16 protein-coding genes are annotated in these 14,854 nt (G+C 36.7%); 6 read left to right on the forward strand and 10 right to left on the reverse strand.

Annotation, left to right across the window (positions count from 1 at the left end):
* Window positions 1–86: 86 nt before the first annotated feature.
* Together AC1DDX_RS21730 and AC1DDX_RS21735 are read left to right on the forward strand one after the other, a co-directional pair.
* A complete protein-coding gene (locus AC1DDX_RS21730; RefSeq protein ID WP_477622589.1) occupies window positions 87–1,154 on the forward strand; it encodes a PepSY-associated TM helix domain-containing protein in 1,068 nt (355 codons plus the stop codon).
* 69 nt (window positions 1,155–1,223) lie between these two features.
* The gene (locus AC1DDX_RS21735) at window positions 1,224–1,733 is read left to right on the forward strand and encodes a cupin domain-containing protein (RefSeq protein WP_288880706.1); all 510 of its coding nucleotides are present in this window, start codon (window positions 1,224–1,226) and stop codon (window positions 1,731–1,733) included.
* A gap of 52 nt (window positions 1,734–1,785) precedes the next feature.
* Here the strand turns inward: AC1DDX_RS21735 and AC1DDX_RS21740 are convergent, their stop codons facing one another.
* From AC1DDX_RS21740 to AC1DDX_RS21785, 10 genes are all read right to left on the reverse strand, one after another.
* Window positions 1,786–4,416, reverse strand: a complete 2,631-nt coding sequence (locus AC1DDX_RS21740; RefSeq protein ID WP_172660667.1) for a peptidase associated/transthyretin-like domain-containing protein — start codon at window positions 4,414–4,416, stop codon at window positions 1,786–1,788.
* Between the two features lie 5 nt (window positions 4,417–4,421).
* The gene (locus tag AC1DDX_RS21745) at window positions 4,422–4,967 is read right to left on the reverse strand and encodes a GLPGLI family protein (RefSeq protein WP_477622583.1); all 546 of its coding nucleotides are present in this window, start codon (window positions 4,965–4,967) and stop codon (window positions 4,422–4,424) included.
* A 268-nt stretch (window positions 4,968–5,235) separates the two neighbouring features.
* Entirely contained in the window at window positions 5,236–5,502 is a 267-nt protein-coding gene (locus AC1DDX_RS21750; RefSeq protein WP_172660669.1) for a hypothetical protein, read from the reverse strand.
* Window positions 5,503–6,001: 499 nt separating this feature from the next.
* Window positions 6,002–6,232, reverse strand: coding sequence for a hypothetical protein (locus AC1DDX_RS21755; RefSeq protein ID WP_477622584.1), 231 nt, complete (start codon window positions 6,230–6,232; stop codon window positions 6,002–6,004).
* Window positions 6,214–6,720 carry a nitrilase-related carbon-nitrogen hydrolase gene (locus AC1DDX_RS21760; RefSeq protein WP_477622585.1) on the reverse strand — a complete coding sequence of 169 codons (507 nt, stop codon included), beginning with the start codon at window positions 6,718–6,720 and terminating at the stop codon, window positions 6,214–6,216. The genes AC1DDX_RS21755 and AC1DDX_RS21760 overlap by 19 nt, the downstream gene beginning before the upstream one ends.
* 99 nt (window positions 6,721–6,819) lie before the next feature.
* A complete protein-coding gene (locus AC1DDX_RS21765; protein ID WP_337715373.1) occupies window positions 6,820–7,626 on the reverse strand; it encodes an AraC family transcriptional regulator in 807 nt (268 codons plus the stop codon).
* 487 nt (window positions 7,627–8,113) lie between these two features.
* On the reverse strand, window positions 8,114–9,028 hold the full coding sequence (locus tag AC1DDX_RS21770; RefSeq protein ID WP_288880694.1) for a helix-turn-helix domain-containing protein: 915 nt from the start codon (window positions 9,026–9,028) through the stop codon (window positions 8,114–8,116).
* A gap of 19 nt (window positions 9,029–9,047) precedes the next feature.
* The gene (locus AC1DDX_RS21775; RefSeq protein ID WP_172660673.1) at window positions 9,048–9,785 is read right to left on the reverse strand and encodes an SDR family oxidoreductase; all 738 of its coding nucleotides are present in this window, start codon (window positions 9,783–9,785) and stop codon (window positions 9,048–9,050) included.
* Between the two features lie 12 nt (window positions 9,786–9,797).
* Window positions 9,798–10,775 (reverse strand): aldo/keto reductase, encoded by a 978-nt coding sequence (locus AC1DDX_RS21780; protein WP_288880691.1) that lies wholly within the window; start codon window positions 10,773–10,775, stop codon window positions 9,798–9,800.
* A gap of 118 nt (window positions 10,776–10,893) precedes the next feature.
* Window positions 10,894–11,097, reverse strand: a complete 204-nt coding sequence (locus tag AC1DDX_RS21785) for an aldo/keto reductase (protein WP_288880688.1) — start codon at window positions 11,095–11,097, stop codon at window positions 10,894–10,896.
* A 138-nt stretch (window positions 11,098–11,235) separates the two neighbouring features.
* On the opposite strand from AC1DDX_RS21785, the gene AC1DDX_RS21790 reads away from it, so the two are divergent.
* From AC1DDX_RS21790 to AC1DDX_RS21805, 4 genes are all read left to right on the forward strand, one after another.
* Window positions 11,236–11,868, forward strand: a complete 633-nt coding sequence (locus AC1DDX_RS21790; protein ID WP_477622586.1) for a hypothetical protein — start codon at window positions 11,236–11,238, stop codon at window positions 11,866–11,868.
* A gap of 29 nt (window positions 11,869–11,897) precedes the next feature.
* Window positions 11,898–12,308, forward strand: coding sequence for a hypothetical protein (locus tag AC1DDX_RS21795; protein WP_477622587.1), 411 nt, complete (start codon window positions 11,898–11,900; stop codon window positions 12,306–12,308).
* Window positions 12,309–13,111: 803 nt separating this feature from the next.
* Window positions 13,112–14,458, forward strand: coding sequence for an MORN repeat-containing protein (locus tag AC1DDX_RS21800; protein WP_337715375.1), 1,347 nt, complete (start codon window positions 13,112–13,114; stop codon window positions 14,456–14,458).
* Between the two features lie 70 nt (window positions 14,459–14,528).
* Window positions 14,529–14,854 (forward strand): hypothetical protein (locus tag AC1DDX_RS21805; protein WP_477622588.1); only part of this gene is annotated, 326 nt, incomplete at its 3' end.

A 14,854-nucleotide genomic window follows, 5' to 3' on the forward strand; every position in this document is an offset into this window, starting at 1 on the left:
TAGTATAACTGGTTGTATAAATGTCTTTTCGGATGAACTAAAAGAATACTTTTATCATAAGCGATATTATGTAGAAGCTGAGTAGTATAACTGGTTGTATAAATGTCTTTTCGGATGAACTAAAAGAATACTTTTATCATAAGCGATATTATGTAGAAGCTGAGGGGAATCGCAACTTTTTAAATTTCAGTGAGCTGCGCAATCAGGCGCAAAAAGCGCTTGGGCCGGATGTTAAGATTACCCGCAGTGAGATCTATCCTGCTAAAGGCCACACCTGGATATTTCGTGCATCGCTAACGGATAAGAAAGCCATCGGACACTGGAACTACTACAAATATTATTACAGGGTTTATGTGAACCCCTACAATGGAAAAGTAGTATACGTGGAAGACACGCGAAATGAATTCTTTCAACTGGTGTTGAACCTGCACATGAACCTACTATTGGGTGACTCAGTTGGCGGCATGGTAACAGGAATTTCGGCGCTATGCTTTTTTGTTTTATTGTTGAGCGGTCTGATTCTGTGGTTTCCTCGGAAATGGAAGACAAAAGCCTTCAAAAAAGGGCTTGTAATTAAGCGTAATGTAGGAATAAAGCGACGAATTTATGATTTACACAATGTATCGGGCTTTTATATCCTGATTCCAGCGATTCTGATCTGTGTAACAGGTTTGGTCTTCGCTTTTCCCTGGGCTGATCAGTCTGTTCAGTTCCTGGCCAATGGCGGAAAAGCTGCTGAAAAGCGCATTATTCCATTATCTACGCCCAACGAGACCTACCATCCTCAGTCAACAGATAGCGCTATTACTCATCTTTTCCAATTGCATCCTCAAGCAGATATACTATCGATCCGCTTCCGCGAAAAGAATACAGATCCAATGGATGTTCAGGTACGGCTTGCCAAAAATCGTACACACCTGTTCGAATGGTATTATTTTGACCGTAACAACGGCAAACTGTTAATGAAGTACGGCGATCAGGACGTAAAGGGTGGTGAGAAATTCAGAAGTATGAATTACGACATTCATACCGGAGCCTATGCGGGCATCCCAACCAAGCTACTTGCTTTCTTTGTTTCATTAATCTGTGCCGGCATGCCCATCACAGGCTTTTTAATGTGGTATAACAAAGGGAACAAAAAGCGGTCGAGATAAGTATCCTCAATTTAGTTGATTGCCACCTGGTAGTGCGTAAAACATTTTTTAACTTTAATCAAATGTTTAGTGGAAATCGAAGATAATATGGATTCTAATGTAAAGATTATCAGTAGCGATGAAGGAGAAACATTAGCGATAGCTGGTGGCAATTACAGAATTGTAATCTCCGGAGATCAGACCAATGGCAACTATGCTGTTATTGAAATGACTGTTCCTCCAGGTGGAGGCCCACCACCCCACTCCCATCCCGAAACTCAGGAAATGTTCCACGTTCTGGAAGGAGAAGTGGAATTTAAAACAGAAGCAGGTAAGCAAACTGTTGGTAAAGATGGCTTTGTAAATATACCCTTTGGTGGGGCGGTACACTGTTTTAAAAACATCTCTGAAAACCATGCACGCTTACTCTGCACGGTGGTACCGGCAGGACTGGAAAATCTATTTAAGGAAATAGGCGTACCTGTATTGCCGGGTCAGATTCTGCCAGTTCCTGAATTAAACGACAAGCGAAGAGAATTTTTAAAAGAAATAGACCTAAAATATAATCAGAAAACCTATCCTCCAGACTTTCTAGGCTAGTAGCTAGGGATAGAAGTCTGCAATACCGAAATCATAGAACATTACTGCTACACTATTGGCCAATGGCCAATGAAAGATTAAACATTACGTACCTGCCCAACAACGAGGCACTACTAGTAGATTTTACAACATTGCTGACATAATTATTAACTAGTGTTTTTACATCAAAAAGGTTTTTACCTATAATGCTGTATTTTAAGCGTGTGTTTTTAGGCTGATATATGAGCTCCGAATTCAATATATGATAATTCGTTTTGTTAAGCTGATATAGGTCAAAAGAAACCAGTTGTGTTAAACCACCACCAAATTTAATCCTTGAAGCAGCAGAATATTTACGGACAATGTTATTGTTTATCCTATTATCGGCTAAATAAGTGGCATCTTTGATATATTGAAATTGTCCTGAAAAGTTCAATGGAAATTTAAAGCCCGTAGATAGCTTAAAATCAAATGCGTTATTGAAATTAGTATAATTATTTATTTGATTGCTAATTGATGCGTAATAATTGGTTTTGGATCGACCAAAATTTAAGGTGAAATCTGTAGAAATAACCGGGATAAATTTTTGAAAAACAGCATTTCCTCCTAATTTTTTTATCCCCTTATAAAAATCCAGTTGCGTGTAAAACAAGGTATTATCAAAATAATTAGCGGTAAGAAAACCTGATGCGCTATAGCTTGCATTGCCCGATAACTGAAATGAAAAATATTTATCAGAAAAAGATCTGTTGTTATAGTATGCCCGTATGATATGGCTGTTAAAGTAATATATACGATCTAAACCTGTATTGATATTCCTAACATCTGTTACCAAACTGTTTTTGTAATAATCAAAATCATCCGTGGAGGTATTCTGAATTTTGTAATTTAAGGACAGCTGCTGATAATCACTTAATTTAGCAGTGATGTTGAGTTCTGGCTGTAAGTAAAAGTAGGTGCTATCCTGCTCATACACACTAATATGTTTTATGTTTCCCCTTAATAAACCCTGCACTTTGATAATTTTGTTATCGAAAGTATATTTCGCCGCTAGATAAAGTAACCGACTATCCGTAACAACATCATTTTGAAAATCTTCTCCAAGAAGGGTTTGATTAAAATTATCTACCCTATAAAGATTAGTAAAGGTTTGTGTTTGTTTAATGTTACCTCCCCCATTTAAGTAGAAATAGTTGTATCCCGATTTTTTTAGTAGTTGAGCATCAACCGTAACTGTATTTAGCGTATTCGAAGCATTTTGAAGCAGATTTTTGGCACCGTTAAATAAAGGAATTTGACTGTATAGATCAGAAATTGATCCGTAGCTTTGCTCAATTTTCTGGTTAAGGGTAGTCATTGTGGCCACAAATGCAGTAGATGCATTGGCTTTTTGAACATAACTTATTTCTCCCTTAAATGATTTAACCTTATCCTCCTGACTTTGATTGACCAGATTTTCAGTTTCAGCATTAAAAAAGGAAGTATCCAGAGAGGCGTAAGTTGAGGGTTTAAAAGTATAGGATATGGCAGAGGATAAGCGAGAAGCCCTGCCAATTCTTTGTTGTACACCCAACTCTATTTGATAATTCTTGTCGTTAGAAGACCTTGTTTCCCGGTCTTCGGTAGTTATAGGTTCTGGGCCAAGGAAAATTTGCGTGTTAGATCGTTCATCAGAAAGCTTATTGCGGATTGCATAAGCACCGAATGTAAGTTTAAGGTTTTTATTAGCATGGCTCACAGCAGAAAGACTTCCTGAAAGCGTGTTATTAAGACGAAAGTTATTGTTGTCGAATGGGTTAGTATCTCCTATAGCATGATTAATTAACTTGCCGTTTGAGTTGTTGTATGCTGTTTTACTATTAAGGCTTAACAAATCTTCCTGGTATTTGCCCGTATTGTTATTGCTTATGTAAGAGAAGGCCTTAATTCTTTTGTATAGAGAAACCACATTGGCAGACACATCGTTTCTTTTATTGATGCCAACCGCCAGATCTGCACTCCCTAAAATACTTTTATTGTTTTTTAATTTAAGATTTAAGACAACCTCATCAGAGCTTATTATTCCATTCAATAGGTCATCTTCGATATAATTCTCTATTGCTTGTACCTGTTCTACAAGCTGGGGTTTCAAATTTTGGGTTATGGTTTTATAATTCTCACCCGTCATATCGTCCCCCTCTAATAAAACCTTGGTGATTTTTTGTTGGTTATAAGTGATCGTGCCATCTTTACTTACAGACATGCCTGGCATTTTTCTGATCACACTTTCAATGTTCTTATCCTCCGCGGTTGTTAATTTAGCTACGTTAAAACTGGTCGTATCATTATGAATTGCTACAGTCGGTTTTTCAGCCTTAATGTTTATTTGCTCTAATTGTTTTGGGTCATCAAGTAATTCGAAGTTATGACTAATTACATTGCCGTTAAAGGTACTCGATTCTAATTTTAGTGTATCGGTTTTTAGACCGATGTAACTGGCTATTAAGTATATAAATTTCGCACCGCCTAAATTCGCTTCTAAAACGAAGAGCCCATTGGTATTGCTGTTTGTATAAGAAAGGATAGTACTGTCTGCTGTTTTTAACTGCAAAGTTGCATATGCAAGCGGCTGCCCGCCAGTAGTAACCTTACCATTTAAAGTTAATTTTTGCCCGAAACCGGCAAAAGATATTAAAATAAATAAGAGTGAAAATACAAATTTCAAAACAACTAAAGTTTTTCCATTTTGGGCGGTAAAGTTACTGTGAAAGACGAGCTTCCCCCACTGCTATTCTGCTGCTCACTTGCCCTCGATAGCGCTGCATTTTGGGCAACACGTTTTTTATAAGCTGCAATAAAATAGGCATGGCTTACAGCCTTCTCTTTTGAATAAGAAAAGGGAATACTGATTATTTTGGGGTCGAATACTGCTTTTAGATTAATGCCGGTAAGTTCATAATTATATTTCCCTTCTAAATCTTTTGCAACAATGATTAAACCGGGCAGTCCGCAGAACTTCCATGGTCCATTTGGTACAGAAATGGCGTCGGTAAACCAAACTTCAAATTGACGCCCTCTAAAGTTGGTAGTTGCCCGTGTACAGCTATAGTTTAATATTTTTTTCTTTTCCTTAGTTATTGTCCACTTAAAATTAGCCAGTGTATCCTTAATCAAATAAATATTACGCTCTATAAAGTCTGAAAGTTGAAGTTCATTTTTGCTGAAATCTTTGTAAACAAATATGGGCTTGCTATTTTTCAGAACTTTCGTTTCCACGAAACTATTATCTCCGTCTGCTACTATGGTGTTAGATAAATTTTTAGGTAGGTTTATCTCAAACGTTAAAAAGCACAATATAAAAGCAAAGCTTAGAGTCGATTTGTTTTGATACATAAATTGTAAGGATATGAGAGGTGGGTATAATTTAAAAAAGATGAGTTCTCCTTTTACAAAGCAGCACTCATCTTTTTGTTTTCAAACAGTAGAATAAAGCCTAAATACGTTTTATAATAAGGGTAATTAAACCGTTAAGGTTTCTTGGGGCTTAATAAACGTGAATAGGGCTTGATGGGTCGTCATTTACCGCTGCCTCTACGGCATTTTGACGTGCTCTTGCAGCATCCATTGCGGCTCCGCAGGTTGCACCACTACCATAGTAAGTATAAGAGCCGTAAACAGAACCATCTGGATACACATAAGTTACCGTAAGTGCTGCGTTACACTGCTTAGCAGCAGCAGTAGAAATTAAAGGAGAAGCGAATGTAGCAATGCCGATTAAGCACAACGCTACGAAAGAAGAGGTTTTTTTCATAGAAATAGATTGAGGATTAATTTTTCAATAATAATTTACACTTATCATGCCAAACGAGCAGCTTTAAAAGATAATGGCATTTTTAACCCTCAAAAAAAGAAATAAAGTTGGCAAGTACTGATTAGATAATACTGATAGCGCTCAGGTATTTGTATGTTAAATTATACATCCCTGTCAAATAAATGTATTAAATTTTTAAGTAAACACGCTTACTCGTATCCTTATTAGAAGCTGATGCAACTACGATGTAGCAATGCAGCTCTTCGCCAATATAGACTCGAAGAATTTAATCCCAGTATCCAGTTAGACACCACATTATGGTTCGGCAGTGCTTGCTTCAGTATCAACTTCGATACTTCTCCGATATATCTTCTTAGCAACTTTGATGCACGTCCGTTCTGAGATGAAGATACACCGAAGTTGCTAAGACGTTGATACGAATTTGATACTGAAACAGTCCAGAAGCAAGTCAGAAGCATCCCAGAAGCAAAGCAAGGATTCACTTCAGCCATGAAACTTTATGCTCACTTTTATGTTTTTTACCTATGACGTCCGCATATAGCGCCGGTCTTCTGGCCATAATATATCTTGAGCCACCCGCATCGGTAAGTTTTTCAGGATCTAGTTCCGCCACTGAAATTTCATTATCTAAAGATCTGCATTCCGCTATGATCTCACCAAACGGATCCAAAATCATGGAACAACCATTTTTCAACTGATCGTCGTCCATTCCAATAGGATTTGAAAATACTCAATAATGTTATTATCGTAGCAAATTAAAATCCCACATTTCCAGCCTTGCAATTCAAATACAGTATAGGCAGACCCCGGCTTGATATAGGGATTAATGAACGGGTGTAACTTGCGGTGACTAGAGATTAAGCCGTTTCCATCTACACATACATATGCTTTATAGAGTTCATTATTTTCATCTTTCTCAAATAGACCTGCGAGAATAACAATTCCATATTTCTTTGCAAATCCAATGAGAGCAGCTACGCTCGGTCCATTTGGTATGCTTTCACTAAGCACTAACATTTGCTCATAGCTAAGGTTCCTTGCAAACGTATAACCTGTAATCGAACATTCATGAAAACTAATAACATCAGCCCCATCCTTTGCTGCCTGTTCGGAAAGCTGTTCAATCATTTTAAGATTATACTCCTTGTCGCCACTTTTGTTTTCAAATTGCGCAGTAGCTATTTTTATTTTTTTCATGACACAAAATTATCCCTCGGCCTTCAACAATGATTGGAAAATTCCGACAACCATATACATATAACTAAAAACTATATTGATGGAAATGAAGATTCAGCCCTAAAACCGCATAAAATTAATTGCAAGCTTATTGACATTTAACCTGTATTCCATCGGTGTAATACCGGTCATTGTCTTGAAATAATTGTTCAGGTGAGATTGATCATAATAACCAGCTTTATAAACCGCAGTAGTCAATTTGCTTTCTGCAGAAAGATCTCTGAAGATCTTTAAAAAGTGCTGGAAACGAATTACATTCATGAACTTTTTTGGTGAAACACCAATCTGCCTACGATAGAGTCTTTCCAGCTGTCGCTCACTCATTTGTAGTTCCTTCAGCAAGTTTTCCATTCTAATAAGCCCCTCATGTTTATTGATGATTTCAAGGCTAAAAAGCAGATCAGGATTCAAACCGTTGCTTTTTTGGAAACGCTCAAGGAGAAAGCTTTCTATGGTGTCAATTACCTCATGAAGACTTTTACTTTTCGCCGCCTTTCGTTCAAACGGAATCGCCTCAGCTCCGATAAGATCAGTGGGAAGAAATATCCCATCATTTAGCTCATCAGCAGACATCCCAAATAATAAATTAAGTGCAAATGGGCGTAATACAACAACCAACAAAGCCATTTGACCCTGAATTTTAAGATCTCTATAGGCAGACATTTGGCCATAAATAAACATCGATGGCAATTGATCTCCAAATGGATAATCACTCGTGCTGATCAGCATATTTTTAGTCAGCGGAACGACTATGCCTGGTTGTCCGTCAGAAAACAAACGATATGTCATCTCCTCCAACTCATTGGTATGCAATAATAAATAATGCCTGATAAATGGCACTAGCTTTTTACTCGGTTCAAACTGCATTTTACTTAATCTATAAAAATAAGTTTATTCCATCTCTTTTGTAAAGATAACATGATTGAACCATACTTCACCACCCGAGATCGAACTGTAAAATCTTCTTTTCTGTGCAATGGAGGCACATTACAAAATATAAAACCAAAAACCCCTCTCTAAGTGCTTTAGAGAGGGGTTTGTACCGTGGAATAGGAATACTTTGAACATATGGAACGCTTTTTATCGCTCATTGAGCCAATAATTGATTGATTTAGAAAAAAAGAGATGATTATATGCAGGCTCTTTTCATCAATAACTAGCTTCAACAATTAGACTTATTTATTTGATCCCTATGTGAGCCTTTTACTATGAGATTAGTCTACTGCAACCACCACATTTTCATTCGTTTCCACTTTATCATTAACTTCAGTTTTTTAGCTGGCAGTTCTCGGGCCACCCTCTAAATTAGCAATACTAATGCTCAATTCCCCAAAATCAAATGGTTTTACCGTCTTTAATTAAATGAATGTCTGAACTCCAAAGGCGAAACATTTGTCTTTGTCTTGAAAAGTTTACTAAACGATTGTGAATGTTCAAAGCCCAATTCATAAGCAATTTCCGAAACGGAAAGATTTGTAGTTGATAATTTTTCTTTAGCTTTTTCTATGATTGCGTTCTGAATGTATTGTTGTGTGTTAAGCCCTGTCAATGAACTCAACATGTCACTCAAATAGCGTTGCGATAGCTTTAATTCTGTACTGATGTATTTCACTGATGGCAAGCCATTTTTCAGACTGTTTTCTTCTCCAAAATAGCTGTTTAAAAGTTCGTCCAAAGAAGTTATGATGTCGTGATTGATTGCTTTCCTCGTGATAAATTGCCTGTTGTAAAAACGATTGCTATAATTCAATAACAATTCTATTTGCGACACCAAAACATCCTGGCTGAAACTGTCAATATTGTTGTCTAATTCATTGGCTATTGTAGCAAATAAATTGGCTATAATTTCTTTTTCTTTTGCTGATAGAAATAAGGCCTCTGAAACATCGTAAGAGAAAAAGCCGTATTGATTTATTGTTTTTCCTAATGGATAATTTCGGATAAAGTCCGGATGAAAATACAAAGCGATACCTTCATAGCTTTCTACGTCTTCCGGTGAAAAAACAATTTGTTTTGGTTTCAAAAATGCTAATCCGCCTTCTTCAAAATCGTAATATCCCTGTCCGTATTTTATGTGTCCTGTAAATGTAGGCTTAAAGGAAATCTTGTAGAAATCAAGACTTACTTTTTGCCCTTTTGGAAACATTTCAATCGAAACATTATTATAGTCAACCAATGCAATCAGCGGGTGCAATGGTGCAGGAAATCCCAATATCCGCACCAATTGCGATATACTTTTAATGTGATTGATATTAGATTGTTGTTGCATTTTTGGTTTACGAATTTAATCAATTTTGTTTTGACGGACGAATAACAATATCGCCAATTTCAACATCGTTAGGTTGGCTTATTGCATAAATTACAGCATTGGCAATAGCTATGGGATCTATGGCAATCTGTTCCATTCCCTTTTGGACAGCTGTTTTCATTTCTTCATTTTTTATGTTGTTTGCAAAATCTGTTTTCACAATTCCGGGCGAAATGCCTGTAATGCGTATGTTTCCATCTGACTCTTGACGAAACGCCTCTGCAATCGTGCGAATGGCATTTTTAGTTCCTGCATAAACGCCCTGCATTGGGACAATCTTTATTCCTGAAGTAGAAATGATATTAACGATATGTCCCGATCGTTGTTGTTTGAAAATAGGAATTGCAGCGGCCATCCCATACAAAACGCCTTTCAGGTTAATGTCGATCATTTCTTCCCAACCGTCAATATCCAATTCGTCAATACGGCTTAATTGACTGACACCTGCATTATTTACAACGGCATCTAATTTTCCATATTGCTCAACTGCCGTATTTACCAACCTAACTAGATCGGCTTTATCCTTTACATCAATTTGAGCAAAGGTGGCTTCACCACCTTTATTTTTAACTTCTTCAACAAGTTGTTGTAATTGTTCTGTTCGTCTTGCACCCAAAACAACCTTGGCACCATTTTTTGCTAATTCTATTGCAATGGCTTTGCCCATTCCGCTGCTTGCACCTGTAATGGCTACAACTTTCCCTTTAATATTTTCCATTGCTGTTCGTTTTTATTTGTCTATTTGTTTTTCTAAAAATTCCGGATAGCGGTCGCCCACAAGTGTAATTCCATTTACTGTTGTGTCAATTTTTGCAAGTTCATCGGTTGTTAATACAATATTTGTACTGCCAATGTTTTCCTCTAAACGATGCAATTTTGTAGTCCCGGGGATTGGTGCTATCCAAGGCTTTTGAGCTAAAAGCCAGGCCAATGCTAATTGTCCGGTCGTAACATTCTTTTGTTTAGCAATCTCAGAGAGTGCGTCCACTAAAGCCAGATTTGCCTTTATATTTTCTTCGCTGAAACGAGGAATAATGTTTCTACGGTCGATATCCTCTAATTTTTTGTTTATTACACCTGTAAGGAAGCCTTTACCCAAAGGACTGAAGGGAACGAAACCAATTCCTAACTCTTCCAAGGTTGGTATGATTTCATTTTCTGGCTCACGCCAAAACAAAGAGTATTCGCTTTGTAATGCTGTTACAGGTAGAATTGAATGTGCTCTTCGAATAGTTTTAACACTTGCTTCCGATAAACCGAAATATTTTACTTTGCCTTCCTGTATCAGGTCTTTCACTGTTCCTGCAACATCTTCTATCGGAACATTAGGGTCAACTCTGTGCTGATACAACAAATCGATGTAATCTGTCTTTAATCTTTTCAGAGATGCTTCGGTTACGGCTCTGATAGTTGCGGGTCTGCTGTCTAAACCTACCGCTGGTCTGGCATCCTTACAACCAAATTTTGTGGCGATTACTACGTCTTTTCTATAAGGCTGTAATGCCTCGCCAACAATTTCTTCATTGGTGTAAGGTCCGTAGGCTTCTGCGGTATCAAAAAATGTAATACCTCTTTCAACTGCGTTGCATAGTAGTGTGATGGCATCTTTTTTATCAAGACCCTTGCCATCCAAGAAGTTTAAACCCATACAGCCAAAGCCTAATGTGGAAACTTCTAATCCACTATTTCCTAATTTTCTCTTTTGCATAATCCTTTATTTAATTATTTCTAAAACTGACTTAAATTTCAAGTACAAAATTCTTGATTGTCGCGCTGTAAAAAGTAGTTGGATTGGTAATTGTTGTAGTCAGATTTTCAAACGTTTTTTAAACACTATAAATTAATCCGATGCCTTTATCTAACGATTTGATGGCTGTCAGATCATCGGCAGACAACTCTAAGTCAAGTGCATTGAAATTTTCATTAATCCTTTTCATATTTGCTGATTTCGGAATAACCACGACTTCTTTTTGGATTAAACATCGCAGAACCACTTGGGCGATATTCGTGTTATATTTGCTTGAGAGCATAACAACAAGTTAATGGAAATCTGCCAGCACATGCAGTTTACTCCTGAGGTTTTCGTCGCGGAAAGGAATATCTGGAGGTATATTATTGAATCATCAGGGTGATAAATTCAATTTATTGTATCTTCCTAAAAAAAACAAATGAAGAAAACCAAACTACTAATTCTAACTCTGTTTATTGCCAATTTCAGTTACGCACAAACCGCTCTAATGGATAGTTTAATTCAAAAAAACTACTCCACCTTTAAAAAAAACAATAACAACACTTTCGAAGGAAAAGGATGGATTACCCTACAGGATGAAATCAGCAAAAACAATTCTGTGTTATTGGGCGAGCTGCATTTCACCGATGAAGTCCCTTACTTCACAAATGCGATTATTAATAATATTAAGTTCGACAACTATATTCTAGAAATTGATCCATATACAATCAACACAATATCAACAAAAATTAAATCCTTATCCTCAGCTGAACTGGACAAATTCCGTAATGAATCAGGTTCAGCTTTATCTTTTTTACAAGGTGAAGCTGAGTTTGATTTATTCAAAAACATACTTCAGCAGAATATCAAACTATATGGAGCTGATCAAATTAGTTTATTTTCAGACCGATTACTGCTTTCGGAATTGAGGAAACAAACCAAAAATGCTAAAGCAAAAGAAATTTATAAGCAGATGATCGCTAATTCCGCTGCTTATGACACAAAAAATAACACCACATTCTATTTGTTCTCTGACGATTGTTTGGCAAAAATGAATGCATTGAGTATTTAAGTCGAATTCACCCTTTAAGAGTTCAATACATGAAGCACCTGGTTCTTGAAAAACTACCTGAATGGAAAGACAAGAAGAATCTTTTCAAATTTGGTGCTAATCACCTGCCTAAAGGAGAGAGTTTAATGGAAGTATTCGATATTGGAAACCTGGTTTCCAATATCGAAGAGGCAAATTACCGGAAGTCATTACACATTATGCTCATCGRAAAAGAAGAAGGTGAAACATTGGCTGATTTAGATCAATATAAATCTTTCTTAACCGTCGTAAAAGATGACAATTGGTATACCTATGATTTAAGCCCCTTGAAACAAGCAATCTCTAAAAAGAAGCTTAAAGTAGAGAATTTGGAGCTGGAAAGAATTATAAAAGGTTACGACTATTTGGTTTTCATTCCAAACATAACTAAAACCCCAAAAAGAGGCAGGAAAGACTATTAAATCTGATCAAGAGCCGGCTGTTTTATAGCACAGACGGCTTACTTGGGTGAAGCCCGCTCATAACACCCAAAGAAAATGAGGTTCAGCAGAAATACTTTGAACACAGTTTGAAGAATATTTAGGCGTTAGAAAGATATAAAAAACCGGAATCGAAGTGTTCGATCCCGGTATGTACCGATCAGCGGGACTACTTTGAATATTTAAAAGCCTTTTTATTACTTATTGAGCCTATAGTGGAAGATTTGAAAGTTAAAGGTTTTATAAAATAGCTGCTCTGGATTCTTAGTTTTTTTTCTAGACATAATCTTGCTTTTATTTTGTCTTCAGCATTTTCGAGTTCCGAGAAAAATGCCCGACCTCAAGGGCGCAAGATTCTTTTGTGTATACAAAAGTACATCTTGCAAAACACCCGCGTGGTTAAAGTATTCCTGTAGGTCGCTCGAATTTGTGGATATTTACTTTTGTTGGTTCTCTGGAAAACCAGAATTTTTAATTGCACTTTTGGTATAGGAATAGAGGCAATTATCTACCGCGAGTTCATCCTTAATTCCCGGTAATAACTGAGGAGCCAGGCTTGATTCTTGTTCTTGAGGCAAATGCTTTCTTCGGTCTGATCATAATCAAAGTTTTGATAAGCAAAAGTGATGGGTTAAGAAACAGGAAGATGGTACTCCCGAAGTTAAGAACCTTTATAAAGTATCAAATAAAACTTATGAAAATTTATAACTGCTGCCAGCAGTATGTTTAAAATGGGAAATTCAATTTATGCAAAGGCGTAACACAAACAAAAATAACAGAAAAAAATGAGATTACTATTTTTTGGACTTTTAACATTACTTACCACAAATTCCTTTGCCCAAGGCAATGGACAGTTTGTAAAAGAACATCAATCAAATTGCAAAATATGGTTAGATGAACCGACAACCGCAGACAGCCTAATTTGGAATGGCAATTGCAAAAACAATTTTGCATCCGGAGCTGGCTTTTTGCAATGGTTTCAAAATAATAAATTGGCAGCTACCTACAAAGGTGAAATGAAGCAAGGAAAATTTGACGGGAAAGGAAAATTTGAAATTATTGGATATGCCAGTTTTGAAGGAACTTTTATCAACGGTTCCTTAAACGGAAAAGGTGCAGCCTATTTCAACAACGGCGGTAAAACCATTGGCAATTTTGTAAATGGTGATTTTTTAAACCTAGATGATCAATATCTACCTCTCCTTAAAAAACAAACTTTAGCCCTTAAAAACACGGCTGAGACTTATGGCAACATCAGCAAAGATGATAACCTTTTCTATTACGTACTCGCTCCTAAAAACCCAATACGGGCGGTTTTAGTTCTATTTCCATCAACAGGCGAAACGGCAGAAAATGTAATCAGCTGCAATAAATTTTTGATGCAACAAGCATACGATAAAAATATTCTGTCGGTAGTAGTGAGTGCAAACTACAACAACACATTAGATACGGATACAACATCAAAACGTTTTTTTGATACCGCTTTTGAAGATATTGTAACAAAGTATAAAGCTCCAAAAAATAAATTTATTTTAAGTGGACTTTCGTTAGGCGGGATGAACGCACTGCAATACACCGAAATGTCTCACAATGCAAAATACATCACTTACTTAACACCATTGGCAGTAATTGGTGTAGATCCACCAGTAGATCTAATAGATTTATACAACGGCGCAAAAAATGCAATTGTTAAGTACGAAAAAGAAGGGGATAAATTATCTCAAAGTAAAAAAATAGCATTGCAGGAAGACCATTTTCTGGTAAATGAATTTAAAAAACAGTATGGCGGGTCGCCAGACGAGTTTCCTGAAAAATATGTGGAAGGTTCGATGTTTACAAGAAGCAGAGACGATGGCGGCAATGCAAAATATTTGATCACTGTTCCTGTTAGATTATACTGTGACCCAGATATAGTTTGGCAACTTAAAAACAAAGGCAGGACCTATTATGATTTGAATGCTGCCAATCTTTCGGCAATGACAAATTTTTTAATGCAAAGCGGAAATAAAAAAGCAGAATTTATTCCCGCCATTGGGAAAGGTTTTAGGGTCGACGGAACAAGACATCCACATTCTTGGTCAATTGTAGAACCTACGGATTGTATCAAATGGATCTTGGATTTGGCTAAGTAAAAGTATACAATGTCGGTTTTATACAAGCTAGAAGCTGGTTTTAAATATATTTTCGAATGAATTTAAAGGTATGACCACGCTCATCAAATATTTTGCATTCGCCATACTCCTATTGGTTGTAGTCGGTATTTCAATAAAAAGAACCATCAATCAATCAACAGCACTACCAGAACGAGGTTGTTTTGTAAATTACATTCCAATTGATACTGCTCAAAAAGAGATTATTTTTCCACGATTAGCTGGCCATCTATTAAGTTATACAGGAGACGGTAAAGCATTGTTTACAACTATAACGAATAACTTTTCAAGGCCCATTTCAATGAAAGAGTGGCTGGCTTTGAAACAAAAGCCAAACAAACAAATCGCTGTTAAATCGACCTTAATAGAAGCTAGAGG

Source organism: Pedobacter sp. 10L46_2 (assembly GCF_056395165.1).

Excerpts from the sequence above, each read along its gene's own strand:
- AC1DDX_RS21750 (WP_172660669.1), bottom strand. The coding sequence starts at position 5,502 with ATGAAAAAAACCTCTTCTTTCGTAGCGTTGTGCTTAATCGGCATTGCT.
- AC1DDX_RS21755 (WP_477622584.1), bottom strand. The coding sequence starts at position 6,232 with ATGGACGACGATCAGTTGAAAAATGGTTGTTCCATGATTTTGGATCCG.
- AC1DDX_RS21760 (WP_477622585.1), bottom strand. The coding sequence starts at position 6,720 with ATGAAAAAAATAAAAATAGCTACTGCGCAATTTGAAAACAAAAGTGGC.
- AC1DDX_RS21765 (WP_337715373.1), bottom strand. The coding sequence starts at position 7,626 with ATGCAGTTTGAACCGAGTAAAAAGCTAGTGCCATTTATCAGGCATTAT.
- AC1DDX_RS21770 (WP_288880694.1), bottom strand. The coding sequence starts at position 9,028 with ATGCAACAACAATCTAATATCAATCACATTAAAAGTATATCGCAATTG.
- AC1DDX_RS21775 (WP_172660673.1), bottom strand. The coding sequence starts at position 9,785 with ATGGAAAATATTAAAGGGAAAGTTGTAGCCATTACAGGTGCAAGCAGC.
- AC1DDX_RS21780 (WP_288880691.1), bottom strand. The coding sequence starts at position 10,775 with ATGCAAAAGAGAAAATTAGGAAATAGTGGATTAGAAGTTTCCACATTA.
- AC1DDX_RS21785 (WP_288880688.1), bottom strand. The coding sequence starts at position 11,097 with ATGCTCTCAAGCAAATATAACACGAATATCGCCCAAGTGGTTCTGCGA.
- AC1DDX_RS21790 (WP_477622586.1), top strand. The coding sequence starts at position 11,236 with ATGAAGAAAACCAAACTACTAATTCTAACTCTGTTTATTGCCAATTTC.
- AC1DDX_RS21800 (WP_337715375.1), top strand. The coding sequence starts at position 13,112 with ATGAGATTACTATTTTTTGGACTTTTAACATTACTTACCACAAATTCC.